Origin of the sequence: Lacihabitans sp. LS3-19 (genome assembly GCF_024343575.1) — a bacterium.
Classification (GTDB): domain Bacteria; phylum Bacteroidota; class Bacteroidia; order Cytophagales; family Spirosomataceae; genus Leadbetterella.
On sequence record NZ_RJUA01000001.1, the window covers coordinates 525,245 to 545,606 of the forward strand.

Sequence of the window (20,362 nt, forward strand, 5' to 3'; positions counted from 1 at the left end):
TCGGCTGAGCTTTTTCAAATATAGCTTATAAATTAATAGCCATCATTTTGCTTAAGGTTCGGGTTAGAAACGATAGCAGGAGATGGAATTGGGAACAATACAGTGTAGTCCTCTTGAATTAGAGTACCAGTACCTTTTGTAAATTTACCAAAACGAACCTCATGAGTTCTTTTTCCACCTTCCCAATACAATTCACGTCCGATTTCGTCAAATAAAGAAGCTTCGGTAACAGAAGCAACGGCTTTTGCCGAACGCTTAGCTCTCAAATCATTAACCATAGTAAGTGCACCTGCCGCATTTCCACCACGCAACATAGCCTCAGCTTTCATTAAATAAGCTTCAGCATATCTCATCAAGATATACTTTCCAGCTGTAGCTGGGTGATATTTGATGACACGGATACCCTTCTCTGTAGGAGTACCTGCCAAGTTTACGTCACGAGAGAAAACCAAAGGTTTTTTAGATCTCGAATCAGTAATGTTTTGACCTTTATCGTTAATTTGCTGACCAGCAAGGAAACCATGACCAATTCCTGAGAATTCAGTTCCATCACCTTTTGCTTTAACACCCTTACGGATATCACCATCTTCAAAAGTATCATAGAAATCTGCCAATGTAGCAAATCCATTCCATCCTGAAGGGTTTTGATCATAGTGAAGAGTCATCATCCAACGGTTTTGGGGAGTTCCTTCTTGTGAACTTAGGATAGTTTCATTTGCAGCACTAGAAGAGAAATTCTGGAAATAATCAGAACTTAGGCTATATCCATCAGCAGTAATTGCATCTACTGCAGCGATTACTTTGTCCATATCAGCTTTATCAAAAGTATAAGGTCCAGCCGGAGTGGCTGCTTTATAAACGGCCTTATTTAGATACATTTTAGCAATCAAGAAATTAGCTGCGGCTTTATTGGCTGTTCCTTGTATTGCTTGAGGACCTACTTTAGGCAAATTAGGCAAAGCTTCAGTTAAGTCTTTCAAAATAAAATCAAAAGCCTCAGACCTAGAAAGTACTTTAGGATTAACATCAACACCATCAGTAACTTCTCTAAATGGTACTTGACCATAAAAATCCATAACGTGGAACATGTTGAAAGCTCTTAAAAATTGAGCTTCAGCTTTCTGCGTAGCAGAAGGATTAGAAGCTATGATTTCGTTAGCTTTGTATGCTCTTTGATTCAATTGATTCCAAGCACTGATTACTCCCGAGTGCGTGGCATCCCAAGTATGCTGATCTAATGTTCTCCAAACACCATTATCACCCCAGTCAACCCCTCTTGTAGGAGGAATCATTTCTGCTGATGTATGCTGACCCAATGCATAAATATTTGCTTGGTCAGTATAAGTAGATAAATCTTTGTATGCAGAGATCAACAATTCAGAAGGGTTACCAGGCGTAAAACCTGAACCACCTTCAGAAGCTCTTACGATAGAGTCTGTCTCATTGTTTGTTAGATCCGTACAAGCAGTAAAGGACATTACGCCTAAACTTGCGATTAAAAATCTTTTTAAATTATTGTTTTTCATATTCAATATTCTTTTAAAAATAATTATTAATTAAAACGAAATATTCGCTCCAATTGTCCAAGTTTTCGATCTTGGGAACGCTGAATAGTCTATACCAGCAGAAGGAATACCATTGATTGATTTATTGGTACTAACTTCAGGATCTTGTCCGCTATACTTTGTAAAAGTCATTAAGTTTTGACCAGTTAAGTAGAATCTTAAGCCTTGAATATTTTTCATTCCTTTTGTTGGAACTCTATAACCTAGGTTTAAGTTTTGCAATCTTACAAAGTCTCCTTTCTCTAGGAATCTTGTAGAAACATCAGGAGCATTGAAAGGTCCTTCAGTTGAAGTAACAACGTCTTTAGTTACGTTTCTACCGTTTGTGATTGATCCTTTAGTGAAATACGCATTAGCAGTGTTTGAATAAATATAATTACCAAAAACACCGTTAAAGAATATACTCGCATCAAAGTTACCAAACTTGAAATTGTTAGTTAAACCAGCTGTAACTGTAGGATTAGGGCTTGCATTAACGAATGTTTGGAAGTCACCGTTAGGATACAATGAGTTACCTTCAGAATCATATCCACCAAACTCTCTCAAGAAGAATGCAAATAAAGGCTGACCTTCAGCTAAACGTTGAGCAAATGCTCCTGTTAAACCTTGTCCGTTAATTTCACCTGTGTCATATACTCCAGTTAAGTTTTTAATTAGGTTTTTGTTGAATGCAGCGTTTGCTACAACTTCCCAAGTAAATGCTTTGCTGTCTACAGCTACAACGTTTAATCCTAATTCAAGACCACGGTTTTGAATATCAGTATCTAAGTTTTTCCAAACAAATGGCGTAGGTGCAGGTTGAGCTGAAACTACGTTCATTAATAAATCTTTGGTATGTTTGTCATAGAATTCAACATTACCCGAAACTCTATTACCAGCCAAAGCAAAGTCTAATCCAATGTTCAATGTAGAAGTTGTTTCCCATTTCAAGTTTGGATTATTGAACGCAACTGCATTTAATCCTCCCCCTGAGATGTCAGTGGCACCTTGGTTAGGACCCCAATCGCTATATCTATCTCTTCTGTCGTACAAATTATGAGGAATGTTTTGGTTACCCACTAGACCATATCCAACTCTTAAAGCTAAATCAGAAAACACATTTTTTGGAACGAAGTTTTCTTCAATCAACTTATATTTTACTGCTCCTGAAGGGAAATATCCATATTTGTTATTACCACCAAATTTTGTAGATCCATCAACACGAAGTGTACCAGTTAACAAAATTTTACCCATGTTTAAATTAACACGTGTAAAATATGATTGTAGTTCGTCAAAGTTTCTGTAAGAGTTATTTACTACATTACTTGGGGCTTTTCCAGAGTTAGCAGACGCCAAGTTATTTGTCATTACATCTAAATCAGAAGTAGCAAAATTTGCTAAACTTGCATATTTTCCAAAAGTATCAAAACTTTGGTATGAATAGCCTAATAAAGCATTCAATGATGTTTTTCCAAATTCTTTGTCATAAGTGAAGTAGTTTTCCCATAGTTGATTATTCATTTGAATATCTCTAAGGTATAATCTACCAATACCTAATACTCCGTCAAGTGCCAAATCGCTTGATAATGCAGATTTTCTAGAAGACATAGATTGGTCAAAACCTAATACAGTTTTGAATTTCAAACCTTCAACAATTTGAAGTTCAGCTGCTATATTACCTAAAGCTCTTAATGTGCTAGTTCTATCTTTTGTCAAGTTTACAACAGCAACTGGATTGGGTTCTACTATTCCAGGTTGGTTGTATGTTCCATCTGCATTGTATACCGATCTTGTTGGATTAGACTTTAGAATCGCAGCCATCAAGTCACCTGTATATCCAGCATTGTCAGATATTGCAATACCTTTATCTTGGTTGTTTGCAAGGTTTACACTAGAAGTAATGTTCAATTTATTGTTGATAAATTTCTTTCCTCCATTAAAACCAACTGAATATCTTTTGATTCCAGAAGTTTCTATGATTCCTTGTTGGTCTAAATAACCTAAAGTAAAACGATAGTTGCCTGTAGCATCACCTCCACCATAAGATAGGTTATGCTGCTGTGTCATTGCAGTCCTGAATAGCTCATCTTGCCAATCAGTATTTCCACCTTGGTTTTGGGAAGAATTGGCAGCGGCAAATTCTGAAGCATTTAATAAGTCATATTTCTTAGTAATAGTACTTGCCCCTAATGATACGCCATAATCTAATGTTCCTTTACCTTTACCTTTTTTAGTAGTAATTAATACCACACCCTGAGCACCACGAGAACCATAGATAGCTGTAGCAGATGCATCTTTAAGGATGTCAATGCTCTCAATATCTTCAGGATTCAAGAAATTTAGAGGGTTTTTGGCAGGCTGACGACCGATACCTTGCGTTTGTCCACCATCTGAGGTATTGTCAGATGACAATGGCACACCATCGATTACAAATAAAGGTTGGTTTCCACCGTAAACAGAAGATGTTCCTCTGATACGCACGTTTATGCCACCACCTGGCTCACCTGAGCTCTGAGTGATTTGTACACCAGCTACTCTTCCTTGCATTAATTGCTCAGGAGAAGTAACAATACCTTTTTGGAAATCTTTCGTTCCAATGGCGTTTACTGCTCCAGTTGCATCTTTTTTCTTTACGGTACCATAACCAACTACTACCACCTCATCTAATAGGGCAGCATCATCAGATAGTGTTACGTTAATAGTAGAACGTCCATTGATAGCAACTTCTTGAGAGGTCATACCTACAAAAGAAATAGCCAAAGTACCGTTACTAGGTACACCTGCAATTGAGTACTTTCCTTCCATGTCAGTAGCTGTTCCTTTTGACGTACCTTTTACTTGCACAGTTACGCCAGGGAGACCATCTCCTGATTTGTCCGAAATTTTTCCGCTAACTGTAATGTCTTGAGCGAAAACGGAAATTGAGAAAAACAATGAGAGTAAAAAAGCGGCAGAGCTTTTGCTCGTTAGCTTGTCTAGCCCAAAGCCGAAGACCATTCGACCACTTTGGTAGAATCTGTTCATCATAGGTTAATTGTTTAAAAAATTAAAGTAATTTAATATTATCTCTTCTTCAAATCATTTCAACATTCGGTTTAAATGTTGGATGATTTTTAGAATCAACCCACAAAACTACAAAAAGAAGTTCCTAAAGTCCAAAAAAATGAAAAAGAAAATTTTACATAATTTGATTTATTTAAATGATTAATATTGTTATTCTACGTAACACTTTGCCATTTGGTTGTATTTTATTCTCATATGAAATTATTTGGAATTATCTTTGGGAAATTTTGAAATCAAGCATTTTTAGATGAAAAGTATAAACTTTGAAAGCTTAAAAGAAAACTTTAAGGGAGAGATATTTTTAGATAAAATAATGAGGACTCTGTATGCTACAGACGCTTCTGCATATAGAGAGTTTCCTTTGGCGGTGGTATTTCCGAAGGATAATAAGGACATTAAAACTTTAATTGATTTTGCTAACAAATTCCAAGTGACGTTAATCCCCCGAACAGCAGGGACTTCTTTGGCTGGTCAAGTTGTCGGAAAAGGAATCATCGTTGATATTTCAAAAACTTTTACTAAAATATTTGAAGTAAATAAGGAAGAATCTTGGGTAAGTTTGCAGCCATCGGTGGTTAGAGATGAGCTCAATATGCACCTGAAACCACAAGGTTTGTTTTTTGGACCAGAAACTTCTACAGCCAACAGAGCAATGGTTGGTGGAATGGTTGGGAATAATTCTTGCGGTTCAAATTCTGTGATATATGGAAGTGCTCGTGACCACCTGATGGAAGTTCAAGGCTTTTTAAGTGATGGAAGTTTTGTTACCTTCTCTGATATTTCAAAAGTAGATTTTTTTGAGAAAATTACTGTAATAAAAGAAAGGGAAGAGCATTCACTTGAGGATAAAGTTTATTTGAATGTTTTTGAAAGTCTTTCAGTAAAAGAAAATCAAAATGAAATCCGTGAGCAGTTTCCTAAAAGGAGTATTCCTCGTAGAAATACAGGGTATGCGATTGATGAACTATTAGAGACCGAAGTTTTTACAGAATCTTCTACCGAAAAGTTTAATTTCTGTAAACTGATTGCAGGATCTGAAGGTACATTGATGTTTATCACTGAAATGAAACTGCATGTTAATGATCTCCCACCAAAGTTTCAAGGCGTGGTTGCTGTTCATTGCAACACAATTGATGATTCTTTAAGGGCCAATTTGATTGCACTGAAATACAAACCGAGTGCAGTTGAGCTTATGGATCATTACATATTAGAATGTACCAAATCCAATAAGGAGCAGATGGCCAATCGTTTTTTTGTGGAAGGTGATCCAGGTGCTTTGCTATGTGTGGAGATTTCAAGAGATTCGATAGAAGAAGTAAAACAATTGGCTGCCGAAATGGAAGCTGAAATGCGTGCTGCAGGTTATGGCTATCATTTTCCTGTTCTTTTTGGTGATGATATAAAGAAAGTTTGGACGCTTCGCAAAGCCGGACTCGGACTTTTATCTAACCTTCCAGGCGACGAAAAAGCGGTGGCGGTGATTGAAGATACTGCGGTTGATGTGAATGATTTGCCAGAATTTATTATTGAGTTTAATGCAATCTTGGCAAAAAATGGCATGTACAGTGTGCATTATGCTCATGCCAGTACAGGAGAATTGCATTTAAGACCTATTATCAATCTTAAAACGGAAGAAGGGAAAGTTCAGTTTAGGATGATAGCTGAAGAAATTTCGACTTTGGTAAAGAAATACAAAGGTTCACTATCCGGTGAACATGGCGATGGTAGGCTTCGTGGAGAATTTATAAAACAACAGATAGGAGAGAAAAACTATGCATTGATAAAGGATTTGAAGAAGGTTTGGGATCCAAACAATATCTTCAATGCCAATAAGATTGTTGATACGCCTCCAATGGACGAGTTTTTGCGATATACCCCAGGTCAAAAAACGCCTGAGTTTACTACAATGTTTAGGTTTAAAGACCAAGACATTTTGCAACATGCCGAACAGTGTAATGGATCTGGTGATTGTCGTAAATCACATTTGAGTGGAGGCACGATGTGTCCGTCTTATATGGCTACCAAAAGTGAAAAAGATACTACCAGAGCCCGAGCAAATATTCTGAGGGAAACACTAACGCAGTCGGATAACTTAAATAGGTTTGATTCGAAAGAAATAAAGGAGGTGCTAGACTTGTGTTTGGTTTGTAAAGCCTGTAAGTCTGAGTGCCCATCTAATGTGGATATGGCCAAACTTAAGATGGAGTTTACCTACCAATATCAAAAAGTAAATGGTGTGCCGCTTCGCTCAAAAATGATAGCCAATTATCCTAAAATGTCTCAATTGGCTTCTTATGTGCCATGGGGTTATAACTTGATTTTCAAAAACAAACCTTTGCGAAAACTGGCGAACTCTATTGTAGGTTTTCATCCCGACCGAACGATGCCATTGCTTTCAGACACAACCTTGAAGGCTTGGTTTAAGAAAACCTATGGAAACATTGCTGGAAAAGGTGAAAGAAAAGTTTTCTTATTTATTGATGAATTTACGAATTTCAATGATGTAGAAATTGGCAAAAAAGCAGTTCAATTATTAGTTAAATTGGGTTATTCAGTCGAAGTGCCTAGACATGTGGACTCTGGTCGTTCTTATTTATCAAAAGGAATGCTAGACGAAGCTAAAGCATTAGCCAATGAGAATGTGGAGCTTCTGTCTAATATTATTTCAGAAAATACACCTTTAATAGGCATAGAGCCAAGTGCAATCTTGACTTTTAGAGATGAATATCCAGAGTTAGTTTCTGTGGAATTAGCAGAAAAAGCTGCTCTATTAGCTAAAAATGCCTTAATGTTTGATGAATTTATTGGAAGAGAAATAGATGCCAAGAAATTAGATGGCAAAAATTTCAAGTCTGAGAAACGTTTGATAAAATTGCATGGTCATTGCCAACAAAAAGCTGTGGCTTCAATGGTTCCGACTAAGAAAATGTTGAGTTTACCAAAAGGCTACGAGGTGCAACTGATTCCAAGCGGATGCTGTGGAATGGCAGGCTCATTTGGTTATGAAAAAGAACATTATGATATTTCGATGAAAATAGGAGAGTTGGTATTGTTTCCAACTGTACGCCAACAAGCTGAGGATGTGATTATTGCAGCTCCTGGGACCAGTTGTCGCCATCAGATTCATGATGGAACTGGTAAAAAGTCTTTACATCCGATTGAGATACTTTTTGAGGCTTTGGTTTGAAAAAAATAATTTTAGACAAGATTTCTAATGATACCAATATCAAAAGAAATCTTGTCTATTTGTTTTAACACCTATTTAAAGTTCTATTTCTTCTTACAATCATATCCAAGCCTAATCCAATCAATAACAAAGGCCAAAGTTCAAAAACAGAGTGTAGTGAAAATTGGGATAGGATAATTGGATAATAAAAAACGTAAGTCACAAAGCCCCAAACAATTCCACTGAAGATTTTGCCTTTTGAAAATTCCTTAATTGTAATAATAACGAATATCAGCTTCCAACTCATTAAGTTTGCGGGTAAATTAAAACCCAGCATATTGAAATTGTTTAGTAAAAATAAACTTCCAAGTGCAATGATGGCGATGGCAAAAATAATAGACGAAGAGTGGTTATACTTTTTCATAATATGTTTTGTTTTTTTCTTCAAAATTATGTCTGTTTTGGTCGCTGAAGTATCGGTTTTCGATGAATTATGTATAAAATATAGTTTAACTAATGTTTTTTGCCGATAAATGGATATATGAGATTTTAAATTTCGAACATTTTAATGGTTAGTTTGTTAGTTTCTAATGCTTATAGAATGTACGTTTTAGGACTAATCATAGTTGATTTAAATCAATTATATAATATTTCTAATAATTGTTGAATAATTTTTTATTCATTTTTTGTAAATATTTGATAGCTAATCCTAAAATATTATTTTTGCGACCCCAAAAAATGTAGAAATTACCTAATGAATAAAGCGAGAGGAGGAATGTACTTAGAGGTAAATACTTTAATAAACGACGATAGGCCGGTTTATATATCCGGAAGTTTTTGTAATTGGAATCCTTCTAATTCAGATTTTTTGATGAAAAAAATTGGAGAAGGGAAATATAGAATTGATTTTGACAAGGATTTTACGATAGACAATCCTCTGGAATACAAATATACCAAAGGTGGATGGGAACATGTAGAATTAGATATTTTTGGCAATACCAGCAAAAATAGAACTTTGGAGCCAAAATTTAAGCCAAATATTGATGTAGTTCCACTTTGGCGTAAAAACGGGTTCACGCCATATTATGCCGAAACCATGCCCTTGGTAGAATCTATGGAAATGGAGATACCTCAGTTAAAAAGAGTCCGCACAGTAAGTGTAATTTTACCTAGTGATTATTACAGAAATCCAGAAAAAAGATACCCAGTTGTGTATATGCACGATGCCCAAAACCTTTTTGGCAAAGGCTCTGTATATGGTAACTGGGAAATTGACAAAAGACTTTCTTTACTTAAAAAACAAGGTAAGTCAGATGTAATAATAGTGGCAATCAATCATGGCGAGGAAGACCGCCAAGTTGAGTTTTCGCCTTATAAAAATAGGGTAAAAGGACAAGGAATGCGTTACGCGACTTTTATAGTAAGAACTTTAAAACCTCATATAGATCAAACTTATCGCACCTTGTCTGAGAGACAATTTACAGGAATTGGTGGTAGCTCCATGGGTGGTTTGATAAGTATCTATACAGGTATGATGTACCCAGAGTCTATCGGTAGATTGATGGTGTTTTCGCCATCGCTTTGGACTTCACCCAAAATATATTTTGATGCTGTCGAGTTTTTTAACCCTATGGATACCAAGATATATCTTTATGGCGGTGGAAAAGAAAGTGAAAGTATGCTTCCAAATATAGAAAAACTAAAAAACACTATTGATAGTCAAGGTTTTGACTCAAACAAAATAGAAATTAAAGCCGAACTTGATCCAGAAGGACAACACAACGAAAAACGTTGGGGACAGGAGTTTCCAAAGGCATTGGATTGGTTGTATTATTGAGTATTATTAATGTTATATAGCTTCCATGCCTTTTGACAATGAAGGATAAGAACAACTTTGATTTTTTGAGATTAGTATTTTCGATTTTTATAATAATCGGCCACAGCTACGCTATTAGTGGGTCAAGTGAGAGGGATATTATCTTTAGAATAACGAATGAGCAACTTTTATTGCAAGACATTGCATTAACTGGATTTTTTTTGGCGAGTGGCTTTTTTATATTTCCAAGTTTACAGAGGAGTAAATCTATTAGTACCTATCTGATTAAAAGAGGTTTAAGGATTTTTCCGGGAATAGTTTTCATGACGCTTATTATATGTTTATTAGGTGTTTTTGTTTACAAAGGATCGTCTTTTTACTATTTTACGCATTGGCCAGTTTATAAATATTTCATAAGAGCCCCTTTTTTGTTTTTATCAAATACTACTTTCTATGACCTTTTTGCTACTAACCCGCTGCCACAAATTAACGGCTCTTTATGGACTATTCCGTACGAGTTCGCCTTGTATATTTTTATTATTTTATTATTCGTTTTTAAAAATAATATTAGCCTATCGAAAGGGGTCTTATTTTTCCTTAGCATTGGTTTAATTTGCTACAATATCTATTTTTATAAAGACCAACCCAATTACTATTTCTTTATTAGCGGTGAGTATTTGCTTTATTTTGGCTGCTTTTTTGTAATCGGAGCCTGGGCTTCCACAATCAAGGATTTCATTTTTGAAAATAAGGGAATCATACTTTCTTTAGGTTTGATTATTTGTTTTAGCTCTATTTGGTTGAATAACTTTAGAAGCTTCAATTATATTATTATTCCTATGGTTATATTGCCTTTAGGGCTTTTTCAGACGCCTTTTATCAAAAATATAGGAGAAAATATTGGGGATCTTTCTTATGGAATTTATATTTATGGGTGGCCGGTTCAACAAACATTATTCCATTTTTTTAACTTGGAACCTATCAGATTGATGATATTTGCTTCAATTATTTCTATATTCTTAGGCTATATTTCTTGGCATTTAATAGAAAAGAGAGCATTAGCTTTTAAATCCAGAATCTGATTTTTAGTTGGTATAATTCCTAAGTTTTCAAATTTATTTCCCAGCCCAAAAAGGGTTCCCGGCTTCGATAAATTCAATTTTAGTATTTGGATAAAACTTCTGAAGCCAAGATTTAAAATATACCATTCCAGCTTCTTCCGAGTCGGCGTGTCCCATTACTACCAGAGCTTTGTTTTGCCCTAAAGTCTGAGCATCCTGAAAATAAGGGGCAGTTTCCCACTCATTGCTTTCACCTACTATGAGTACATCGCAATTGGTTTCTTTTAGAACTTTAAAATGGGTATCCGTTCCAGCTGCACCAAGGGCAAGGCCAACTTTTTTTACCTTCATCTTTGGGTCTCCAACTATTCTGATGGTTTTACCTCCTGAGTGCTTTTGTAAATCTGCTACAAATTTACCAAGTGTGGTTTCAGGCATTTCGAAAGATTTGCTTCCTACTTTCCAATACTGTTTCCATCCCATTTTTTCTACTACGCCTTCATAGATTTGGTCAGGGAAAGTGCGGTGTTGGTGATCATGAAACCTGAAGATGACCATGTTGTTTTCTTCAATAAACTTAATTTTGGCTTCCTGAACTGGATCGCCATTATGTATTTTAAGGTCGTCGTAATGACTGTAAAATGTAGGCTCATGAGTTATCACAAAATTGCAACCGGCTTCCTTTGCTTTTTGTAAAACAGCCAATGTAGACATAAACGTAACCGCAATTCCTTTGACTTCAGTTTCACCTTTTCCATAGATTATTACATCTCGAGTTTCCTGCATCCAAGGTATGGTGACATTCTTCCTTATTTTTTCAATCACCTGGTTGGCAGTCAAATGCGACTGTGCATTTGCCTTACTTCCAACAAAAAGAACTACTAAAAAAAGAGAGACTTTCAGGTACTTTACCAGAGTATTGTTTTTTGAATTATCTGACATGATACACATCGACTATTTGCTTTACTTCTTCAAATGTTCTACTTGGTTTTTGGTAAGGAGCAGCTACTGGCATTTTGTTGAACTTCTGGAAGTATAAAACTGAGGCATCTCTCCACCAAAGAGCTTCTTTTCTTTGGGTTTTTAGTCTAGCTTCCACATTTTCAAATGTTTCTTGATCGACTTTCCCTTTTACACTTGCCCAATCTGCTTGCATTTGCTCCACAGCTTTGGCTCCTTCATAATATCTGCTGACCATTTCGTCCCAAACGGTTCTGCCTGTTGAAAGTTTCATTCTCCAAGGTGCATGGTGAAACCACAACAAAAACTCTGGTTGTATTTTATCAATATCGCTGTATAAGTCTTTTAAACCAGAATGATATTGTGCCAATGAATTGCTTCCTTTTTCCGTACGGTCAAAGCCAATGCCTAGTGAATCTGCTTTATGATAGTACAATGCAGTCCAGTCTGGTCTTGGGGCTTTTTCTACCCATGGTTCTGGTCCAAAATGATGGCTTTCGCCCATCACATGATGCACGCCTAAAGGATTGGTATAATTGGTATATATTTCTCTAGATTCCAGCATGATTTTTTTGATGGTTTCCGTAGATTTTGCATCGGTATGAAAAGTCATTTTTACCCACTCATCGGCTATTTTAGCTGAGGTCATTTCTGGATTCCATGCCAACCTGCCTAAAGTATACCAATTGGCTTGAGCCATCGGATGGCCCGTCCAGTTGCGGTCTGAACCAGTATTAGCCACACCTATCATAGAAGTTATTGGATATTTAAAAACTTCACCTTCAATTACTTTTGCTACAGTTGAACCTTTGCCTTTTGCATAGGTATCGGTCTTAAGGACTTCTTCAAACATCGGTCCTTCGTAAACCCAGTGGGTAGCCCAACCCAAATATTCTTGCGTCAACTGAAATTCCATTGATACCGGCGTTTTTTCCATTGCACCAAAAAGCGGCGAAATTGGTTCTCGAACCTGGAAATCTATCGGGCCATTTTTTACTTGAATTATAATGTTCGGTAAAAACTCTCCATCAAATTTCTTGAATTCGTTATAAGCTGCGGCAAATCGGTCGCCCTTTGGATCGAAATTGTAAACAAAAGCTCTCCAAATTATCAATCCCTTGTGTGGTGCCAAAGCCTCGGCCATCATATTTGCACCGTCTTTGTGCGTGCGTCCAAAGTCCATTGGACCTGGCTCGCCTTCAGAATTGGCTTTTACCACAAATCCACCAAAGTCAGGAATCAATTTGTATACCTCATCCACCTTGTTTTTCCACCATTGGCTTACTTCAGGGTCTAGCGGGTCAGCGGTTTTTAAGCCTCCCAGTATTTTTGGAGAAGCAAAGTTTACTGATAAAAATACTTTAATACCGTAAGGTCTAAATACATCTGCCAAAGCTTTTACTTTGCCGAGATATTCTGGCGTTATAAATCTTGCTGAAGCATTTACGTTGTTGAGTACTGTTCCATTGATGCCTATTGAAGCGTTTGCTCTGGCATATTCAATATATCTTGTATCAATTCTTTCGGGGAGTTCATACCATTTCCAAAGCGACATTCCTGCATACCCACGCTCTATGGTACCGTTGTTATTATCCCAATGGTTGAGCATTCTCAGTTGGATTTTCGGTGCAGATGTGATCTTTAAGTTTTCTAAAGATTCCGAAGTTTGCATTCTTCTAATCATTTCAAAAACACCGTATAAAATACCTTTCGAAGTATTTCCAGATATTATTATTTGCTTATTAAGTGTCTTTATTTCAAAGGCTTCTGGATTGGCATTTTCGATTTTTCCAAGTTTTAAAACCAATTTTGCCTGTGTGGAATTTTGAATTATTTGAGGTTTGATTTTCAATAATCCAGTCGCTGCTTTTTCGATTTCTAAAAGCGTAACTTTTGAGGTTTCGTCGTTATAATTTATATGAATAGTCGAAAGTTTTTGGCTATAATTTTTCCTTAAAGTTTCGTTTTGAATACGGTCGTATTTTAGCCAAAGTCTGTAACCATCGTCAGCAAAAGTATTGAATGTAAATAGGCTGAAGGCGAGCAAAAGTAAGATTCTCATGTAGTTTTTTTGATTGAATAAATACAAATATCGGAAGAAATTGAGGAAGATTTAGGGAGAAAATGAATTATTTCAGAGGAATTGTATTGGCTGCAAATCATTCTTTACATTCTTCCAAATTGGATTGACCTGAGGCTATTTTTAGGATGAAATAGTATTTATGATTCTTTTCTCTAATCTAAATTTATAGCCTCTATTAATTTGAGTTTTAATTCCTCACTAAAATTGCTATAATTGATTATTGAAAAAATTATTTCAAATAGTAGTTCTTTGTTAATTTTATTATCTGCGACGTAAACAGAAATATTCTCCATTTCTATTATGAATTTATCTACACAGTATTCTAAACCATTGATTTCTAGAAAATACGCTCCCAAAGCTATACTACTTCTTTTATTTCCGTCGCTAAAAGCATGATTCTTGTTTATTGAATACACCAAGTGTGTCGTTTTGCTTTCAATATCTGGGTAGTATATGTCGTTCTGGATATGTTCTAAAACACTTTCTAAAAGGCCAATGTCTTTTGTCCCGTGCGAACCTCCTGATTTCTCAATTATGAAATCATGAGTTAAAATAGCGTATTCCTTATTGAAGTATAGAAATTGTATCATCTATCTTTTAATCTTTTGAATACATCAATGTTTTCTTCAATTCTTTCTTGTATTGATTTGCTCTTTTCCCCTAAGAATTTATCAAATTCAGTTTCATTGAGATGAGTTATATAATCTTTTAGTTTCTCGTGTAAGGCATCTCTAAAAGCCATATCTCTACTTGCCATAAGTGTTCTTGCTCTGTCTAATAGAGGTTTAGAAAAATCAAAATGCTTTTCTTCTAATTCTTTAAATAATTGATTTGCTTCTGAAAGTCGAAGCTGTCGACCTAATTGCTTCATTCTTTGTCTTAATAACTCTGCATAACTGTTTTCATAAGCAGCCACCAAATCTAGAATTTCAGAGTATAAAGTTTCTCTTAAGTTTTCATTTTTCTCTAATTTCAAAATCTGTTTATATTCTTTAGCATTTTCATGAAAAATGCATTTATATACTGCATCTGTTAACTGTGGATATTTCCATTTACTATGCTCAACACACTCATCTATTGCTTTAGTGAATTCTACTCTATAATTGTTTTCTCTAATTGCACTTGGTAAAAAATCCTCTTCTCTTTGATTTATATACTTTGTATTACCTCCAAGTTTCTTATTAATTGTATCTAAAACAATATCTAAAATTAAACTTCTTAGTTGTTTTGCTCTTTCACTTTCTGTCAATAGCATTCCAATATTTAAAAATACTCTAAACGTAAAGATTCCTAAAACAGAAATTTTTTTTATGTTTTCTTCTATGGTAGCGACATCAATGTCGTTACCATCATTAATACTATTCGTATATAATTCAAATGCCTCCTTAAATTCTTTTAAATCATTTCCCCTTAAAACCTCGTAACCATTTTCTCTGAACTCATCTTCATGGTTTTCAATATACCTATCTATAGTTCTTTCATCTACATCATAAAAATCTGCAATTTGTCTTTTAGTGTATCTAAAAGAACCTTTGAATACTACACCCATAAAAGAAACTTCCTTTTGAATTTCATCAAGTGCAAATTGGTTGTTTAAAATATTTTTTCGATGTAAATCCGAAGTAGTTAAATCTTTAGTCATTTTAAATTTTTACATTAAGAAAGAAGTCTGGGTTGATTAATAAGAAATGAGTCTAATTATAATGAAATCACAAAATGAAATTTTCCCTGTAGGTAAATTCCTTCCCAAATATACAAAAATCCTACAAAACCAAAAGCCCCTGCTCACGCATTTCGTTGATGGGTTTAGCGTACCAAAAAAGCTCAAAATGTTCAAATTTCTTTTCGAAAGAAGTCTTCAATTCACCGAAGGCGATGGTTTTTGAATTTCTTACATTCATTAATGATAGATTTTCTAAAAACCACTCGCCTTTCTCTTTTTCTATGCTAATCGTGAAAGTCTCCATTTTTTCATGAAACGTAAAAGTCAAAGCTTGGCCTTTTTTTGTTTTGGTTTCTATTACAATTGGTTCATTGCCAATCCAGACTATTTTAGCATTAGGTTTTATCAAAGTATGGTCTTCTTCTTCCAGACATTCTACTATAAAATCTGGCTGAATTTTGGTCTTCGGAATCTTGAAATCAAACCAATCTTGCAGCGGATATTCAAAACAAAGTCCATGCATATAGTTAAAGAGCGATTTTTTCAGTCCAAAACTAAATTTGTCGTGGTCAATGCCTGTTGAATCCTTAAACTGGATGTCGTTGTCGGCAAATGTAATGTCTTTATAATCAGGCAAAATACCAAACTTTTCAGGGTTCAAACCTACAGGACTATGGGCCGTAAGAGCAAACTGATGCCAAAATCCGGAATTCAAAATGCCCAATTCAAACATCTGCCGTACCATTTCTAAACTATCCACTGTTTCCTGCACGGTTTGTGTTGGGTAGCCATACATCAGATATGCATGCACCATAATGCCCGACTCCACAAAATTGCGGTTTACCTGAGCCACTTGGGCTACCGTAACACCCTTGTCTATCAAAGCCAAAAGCCTATCAGATGCAACTTCTAGTCCACCAGAAACCGCTATGCAACCCGAAGATTTAAGCAAAACACAGAGGTCGGCCGTAAAGCTTTTTTCAAATCGGATGTTGGTCCACCAGGTTACTACCAGTCCGCGTCTCATAATTTCCAAAGCCACCTCACGCATGAGAGCGGGCGGTGCGGCTTCGTCAACAAAATGGAAACCATTTTCGCCAGTTTGGGCTATCATTTGCTCCATTCTGTCTACCAAAATTCTGGCGGCGATGGGTTCGTAAAGTTTGATATAATCTAGTGAAATATCGCAAAAAGTACACTTGCCCCAATAACATCCATGGGCCATCGTGAGCTTATTCCAGCGACCGTCTGACCAAAGGCTGTGCATAGGATTGGTCAGTTCTATTACCGAAATGTACTTGTCCAATGACAAGTCTGAGTAGTCTGGCGTACCTACCTCGCTGTGTTTGTAGTCTTTTTGGGTGGAATTGTTGATATATTTTACTTCGCCATTTTGCAGGCAAAAAGTTCGCTTAAACGTTGAGTTTTCGTCTTCATCCAAAACGTGTTTTGCCAATAATTCTATCGGAAGTTCGCCGTCGTCAAGGGTGATGAAATCAAAATATTCAAAAACTCGAGTGTCTTTTACACTTCTGAGTTCGGTATTGGCAAATCCACCTCCCATGGCGGTTTTTGCTTTTGGAAAATGCTCTTTTATAAAAGCAGCACACCGAAATGCACTGTACAAATTGCCTGGAAAAGGTACCGAAAAACAGACCAATTTGGGTTGGATTTCCTCTAGTTTTTGTTTTAAAATCCTGAGTGTTATTTCGTCTATAAATGTTGGCGTTTTTTGTAGATGTTCATACAATTCATCAAACGAATTGGCACTTCTACCGAGCCGCTCGGCATAGCGGCTAAAGCCAAAGTTTTCGTCGAGACATTCCACTATAAAATCAGATAAGTCTTCGAGATACAGCGTAGCCAAATGCTTGGCTTTGTCTTGCATGCCCATGTTGCCAAAGGCCCATTCCAAATCATTTTCCTGAGAAAATCTTGTCGCTTGAGGCAGGAAATTTCCGCTACAAATCTGCCGAGCCAAAGTAGGCTTATGCCCTTGGAGAAAAGCAATTACCTCTTCAATAGTTTGGATATAATCTTGCTGTAAACCAAAAATCCTTTGGGAATTTTCAGAAATACCTTCAAGCTGTGCTTTCTCAAAAATGGAACGCAAGCCATCCTTAGAAAAAAGCTCCAAAATAACCTCAATGCCCAAGTCCATCTGAAAAGCCCCGATACCTTTGGTATTCAAAAACCCCTTCAAATAGGCCGAAGCCGGATAGGGCGTATTGAGCTGCGTAAATGGCGGCGTAATGAGAAGGAGGTCTTTCAAAAGCGTTTTTTTTTGTAAAATTAAGGATTTGTTTTGGGAAAACTGATTGCATTTAGATTATTCGAATAGCTATTTTATTCTAAAAATATTAGCAAAACCATTTTAAAGTTGAAAATATATACAAAAAGGCATTAAATTTGTATTTTAAAATTATTGACATGACTTTGAGAGAATCCGTCGAACAGTTTCTACATGATTTTAAATTGAAATTAAGAATCTACGACATCATCTTTTTGGACAGCAGAAATAAGAATCTTCAAACATTGCTTGATTTGGAAATTAAGCCATTGGAAAGGAGAAAAGTAATTGAAAACTTAAAAGTGGAAGATTATAGTGAGGGGCCTATTCCTGACCAGAATTTTGTAGGGAACGACCTTTGGGTATTTGGTAAAACATTGAAAAACAAAGAAGTATATATAAAAATTTCTATGGGACTTCCAAACAAAAGCACCATTTGCATTTCTTTTCACATAGCAGAATTTCCCATGAAATATCCTTTTAAGTAATCCACAAAAAATAAAAATTAAATAACAATTAGACAAAATGAGAAAAATAAATAGCCCCTTTTCAGATAATATTTTGAATGTAAAAACCCGATCTGCTCAGTTGAGTTTTAGAAAAGAAACATTCGAAATAGTTTATCATTATTTTGAAGACAAATTGCCAAATGGTGAATTGCAGGAATTTACAAACTCTGAATTGGACGAATTGAACCAAATTCAGGTGTATAATTTATACAGAGAAAAACATCGTTTGCCTTTTCCGGCTGAAGTATTGAAGACCCGTCAAAAATACGGTCTTTCTGCCAGCAAGATGTCTGACATACTGGGTTTTGGCGTAAATGGCTTCAGGCAATATGAAGCAGGAGAAGTGCCAAGTTTGTCTAATGGGAAGTTGATTCAAATGGCCTCAGATCCATTAAAATTCAGGTCTTTGGTAGAAATCTCCGACGCATTAGAGCCAAAGGCAAAGGAAACTTTGCTGCAGAAAATTGACAAGCTTTTGACCACTGACCAAGCAGAGGAAGCAGGATTGGAACACTACTTATTCAATACCGACTTGCCCAACGAATACACTGGTTATCAAAGGCCTAATATGCAAAAACTCGCCCACATGGTGATATATTTTGCAGAAAAACTAAAACCTTGGAAAACTCAGCTCAACAAACTGCTTTTTTACGCTGATTTTCAGACATTTGCTCTTACGGGTTTTTCTATGAGTGGCGTAAAATACCGAGCTATAGAGATGGGTCCGGTGCCTAATAATTTCAGTAGTATTTTTGAATATATGTCTAACCAAAATCTGGTAGAAATAAAAAGTACGAGTTTTGAAAATGGCGGAATAGGGGAGCAGTTTTTGCCGAAAAACGGTCAAATCTTCGACAAAGATCTCTTTACTGAAATTGAACTCAATACTTTAAGAACTGTGGCAGAAACTCTTGCAATACTAAAAACCCAAGACCTCATAGCCCGCAGTCACCAAGAAAAAGCTTGGATTGAAAATTATCCTTCCAAAGGTTTGATTAGCTATCGGTGGGGGTTTGAATTGAATTAAACAATTGGATACAAGTAGTTATAGAAAAGCTAAGATAATGATATCAAAAAAGTATGAAAGGATATAAATTTAGAGGCTTGGGTAGTGAAGAATTTGAAAGAGATTTTAATAGTATTATTAATAATCAAATTTTCGCTTCGAAGATTGAAGATTTAAATGACCCATTTGAAGCGTCTGTAATTATAGAAAAGCTCGAAAAATCATTAGATTTTTTTAACCTTATGGGAAATGGTGGTGGGGAAAATGTCAAAGAGGCTTTATATAGTCTCTTAGCATTTAAATCTAAAATTGGAATTTATTCATTATCAAAGACGAATTCACACAAATTGTTATGGTCACATTATGCTAGTGGTGGAAAAGGTTATTGCTTGGAATATAATATTGATAAATTAAAGTTAGGTGGTTTTGAAAATTCATTCGAAGATTTATTTCAAGTAGAATATTTAGAAAAAACACCAGAACTAAAAATTGATGATATTTTAAATCAAAAGACATTTTCGATAAAATTGTTTGCTACTAAATCTAAAGATTGGGAATATGAAAAAGAGATAAGGTTGATTTATAATAATTCGTCTTTAAAAAATTATCATTCATCAGCACTATCGTCAATATTTTTTGGAGTGAATATGCCAGATTCATATCAAAATAGGCTTATCGAAGCATTAGATAATAGGAATATTAAATTTTACAAGTCATTTAAAGAAAAAAATTCTTATATGTTTAAATGGCAGCTAATACATGAAAATAAACGAAATATTGTAAACTCGATAGACAAATATTCCTTTCAAATATTGAAAACCAATCATAATCAAATGGTTGAGAATTATTATGTATATGTAAAAACACCTCTTTTAAATATTGTCGAAATTAATTACTTTCTAAAGGCTTTTAGAGAAAATTTTGCCACTAAAATAAGTACTATAAATTTATTTGATTCTGAAAAAGTCTTAAAACTGATTGGAGTTTATCCCTTAAATAGAGACCAATATTTATTTTATGCAGACCATTTTATTGCTTGTTCCAACGCTTTTGAAGAAGATTTAATACAATGGTATCCTCTTCAGGATTATCAGTATAAACAATATGGTGGTTTAAATTGGAAAAAAGATAAGTTTGAATAATTAAGTAATACAATTAATAATTAATCCTTATTGAAAATAAATCATAATTCTTAATCCAA

At 35.3% G+C, this 20,362-nt stretch carries 14 protein-coding genes; 6 read left to right on the plus strand and 8 right to left on the minus strand.

Going from position 1 to position 20,362, the window contains the following annotated elements; translation table 11 throughout:
• Window positions 1–32 precede the first annotated feature (32 nt).
• Window positions 33–1,526 (minus strand): RagB/SusD family nutrient uptake outer membrane protein, encoded by a 1,494-nt coding sequence (locus EGI22_RS02065; RefSeq protein ID WP_255065982.1) that lies wholly within the window; start codon window positions 1,524–1,526, stop codon window positions 33–35.
• A gap of 30 nt (window positions 1,527–1,556) precedes the next feature.
• A complete protein-coding gene (locus tag EGI22_RS02070; RefSeq protein WP_255065983.1) occupies window positions 1,557–4,571 on the minus strand; it encodes a SusC/RagA family TonB-linked outer membrane protein in 3,015 nt (1,004 codons plus the stop codon).
• Between the two features lie 283 nt (window positions 4,572–4,854).
• Between EGI22_RS02070 and EGI22_RS02075 the strand changes: the two genes are divergently transcribed.
• Window positions 4,855–7,794 carry an FAD-binding and (Fe-S)-binding domain-containing protein gene (locus EGI22_RS02075; RefSeq protein ID WP_255065985.1) on the plus strand — a complete coding sequence of 980 codons (2,940 nt, stop codon included), beginning with the start codon at window positions 4,855–4,857 and terminating at the stop codon, window positions 7,792–7,794.
• Between the two features lie 64 nt (window positions 7,795–7,858).
• Here the strand turns inward: EGI22_RS02075 and EGI22_RS02080 are convergent, their stop codons facing one another.
• Complete coding sequence (locus tag EGI22_RS02080; RefSeq protein ID WP_255065986.1) at window positions 7,859–8,197, minus strand: DUF5668 domain-containing protein; 339 nt, start codon at window positions 8,195–8,197, stop codon at window positions 7,859–7,861.
• A 330-nt stretch (window positions 8,198–8,527) separates the two neighbouring features.
• On the opposite strand from EGI22_RS02080, the gene EGI22_RS02085 reads away from it, so the two are divergent.
• Window positions 8,528–9,610, plus strand: a complete 1,083-nt coding sequence (locus tag EGI22_RS02085) for an alpha/beta hydrolase (RefSeq protein WP_255065988.1) — start codon at window positions 8,528–8,530, stop codon at window positions 9,608–9,610.
• A gap of 38 nt (window positions 9,611–9,648) precedes the next feature.
• Window positions 9,649–10,671: an acyltransferase gene (locus EGI22_RS02090; RefSeq protein ID WP_255065989.1), complete on the plus strand. Its 1,023-nt coding sequence runs from the start codon at window positions 9,649–9,651 to the stop codon at window positions 10,669–10,671.
• A 33-nt stretch (window positions 10,672–10,704) separates the two neighbouring features.
• On the opposite strand, the gene EGI22_RS02095 is transcribed toward EGI22_RS02090, so the two are convergent.
• The 5 genes from EGI22_RS02095 to EGI22_RS02115 form a co-directional block, all read right to left on the minus strand.
• Window positions 10,705–11,592, minus strand: coding sequence for a Nif3-like dinuclear metal center hexameric protein (locus tag EGI22_RS02095; RefSeq protein ID WP_255065990.1), 888 nt, complete (start codon window positions 11,590–11,592; stop codon window positions 10,705–10,707).
• The gene (locus tag EGI22_RS02100; RefSeq protein ID WP_255065991.1) at window positions 11,582–13,672 is read right to left on the minus strand and encodes an alpha-glucuronidase family glycosyl hydrolase; all 2,091 of its coding nucleotides are present in this window, start codon (window positions 13,670–13,672) and stop codon (window positions 11,582–11,584) included. Before EGI22_RS02100 ends, EGI22_RS02095 begins: the two co-directional genes overlap by 11 nt.
• 173 nt (window positions 13,673–13,845) lie before the next feature.
• Entirely contained in the window at window positions 13,846–14,283 is a 438-nt protein-coding gene (locus EGI22_RS02105; RefSeq protein ID WP_255065992.1) for a type II toxin-antitoxin system death-on-curing family toxin, read from the minus strand.
• Complete coding sequence (locus EGI22_RS02110; RefSeq protein WP_255065993.1) at window positions 14,280–15,335, minus strand: DNA-binding protein; 1,056 nt, start codon at window positions 15,333–15,335, stop codon at window positions 14,280–14,282. The genes EGI22_RS02105 and EGI22_RS02110 overlap by 4 nt, the downstream gene beginning before the upstream one ends.
• 121 nt (window positions 15,336–15,456) lie before the next feature.
• The gene (locus EGI22_RS02115) at window positions 15,457–17,628 is read right to left on the minus strand and encodes a radical SAM protein (RefSeq protein WP_255065994.1); all 2,172 of its coding nucleotides are present in this window, start codon (window positions 17,626–17,628) and stop codon (window positions 15,457–15,459) included.
• A gap of 158 nt (window positions 17,629–17,786) precedes the next feature.
• On the opposite strand from EGI22_RS02115, the gene EGI22_RS02120 reads away from it, so the two are divergent.
• The 3 genes from EGI22_RS02120 to EGI22_RS02130 are packed head-to-tail and all read left to right on the plus strand — an operon-like array spanning window position 17,787 to window position 20,303.
• Window positions 17,787–18,134 carry a hypothetical protein gene (locus EGI22_RS02120; protein ID WP_255065996.1) on the plus strand — a complete coding sequence of 116 codons (348 nt, stop codon included), beginning with the start codon at window positions 17,787–17,789 and terminating at the stop codon, window positions 18,132–18,134.
• 37 nt (window positions 18,135–18,171) lie between these two features.
• Window positions 18,172–19,182: a type II toxin-antitoxin system antitoxin SocA domain-containing protein gene (locus tag EGI22_RS02125; protein ID WP_255065998.1), complete on the plus strand. Its 1,011-nt coding sequence runs from the start codon at window positions 18,172–18,174 to the stop codon at window positions 19,180–19,182.
• Window positions 19,183–19,235: 53 nt separating this feature from the next.
• Window positions 19,236–20,303, plus strand: a complete 1,068-nt coding sequence (locus EGI22_RS02130; RefSeq protein ID WP_255065999.1) for a DUF2971 domain-containing protein — start codon at window positions 19,236–19,238, stop codon at window positions 20,301–20,303.
• The last annotated feature ends 59 nt before the right edge of the window (window positions 20,304–20,362 follow it).

Bases quoted from the DNA above. Each gene is read 5' to 3' on its own strand.
- EGI22_RS02125 (WP_255065998.1), top strand. From the start codon at position 18,172: ATGAGAAAAATAAATAGCCCCTTTTCAGATAATATTTTGAATGTAAAA.
- EGI22_RS02100 (WP_255065991.1), bottom strand. From the start codon at position 13,672: ATGAGAATCTTACTTTTGCTCGCCTTCAGCCTATTTACATTCAATACT.
- EGI22_RS02075 (WP_255065985.1), top strand. From the start codon at position 4,855: ATGAAAAGTATAAACTTTGAAAGCTTAAAAGAAAACTTTAAGGGAGAG.
- EGI22_RS02080 (WP_255065986.1), bottom strand. From the start codon at position 8,197: ATGAAAAAGTATAACCACTCTTCGTCTATTATTTTTGCCATCGCCATC.
- EGI22_RS02070 (WP_255065983.1), bottom strand. From the start codon at position 4,571: ATGATGAACAGATTCTACCAAAGTGGTCGAATGGTCTTCGGCTTTGGG.
- EGI22_RS02090 (WP_255065989.1), top strand. From the start codon at position 9,649: ATGAAGGATAAGAACAACTTTGATTTTTTGAGATTAGTATTTTCGATT.
- EGI22_RS02095 (WP_255065990.1), bottom strand. From the start codon at position 11,592: ATGTCAGATAATTCAAAAAACAATACTCTGGTAAAGTACCTGAAAGTC.
- EGI22_RS02120 (WP_255065996.1), top strand. From the start codon at position 17,787: ATGACTTTGAGAGAATCCGTCGAACAGTTTCTACATGATTTTAAATTG.
- EGI22_RS02065 (WP_255065982.1), bottom strand. From the start codon at position 1,526: ATGAAAAACAATAATTTAAAAAGATTTTTAATCGCAAGTTTAGGCGTA.
- EGI22_RS02130 (WP_255065999.1), top strand. From the start codon at position 19,236: ATGAAAGGATATAAATTTAGAGGCTTGGGTAGTGAAGAATTTGAAAGA.
- EGI22_RS02085 (WP_255065988.1), top strand. From the start codon at position 8,528: ATGAATAAAGCGAGAGGAGGAATGTACTTAGAGGTAAATACTTTAATA.
- EGI22_RS02110 (WP_255065993.1), bottom strand. From the start codon at position 15,335: ATGACTAAAGATTTAACTACTTCGGATTTACATCGAAAAAATATTTTA.
- EGI22_RS02105 (WP_255065992.1), bottom strand. From the start codon at position 14,283: ATGATACAATTTCTATACTTCAATAAGGAATACGCTATTTTAACTCAT.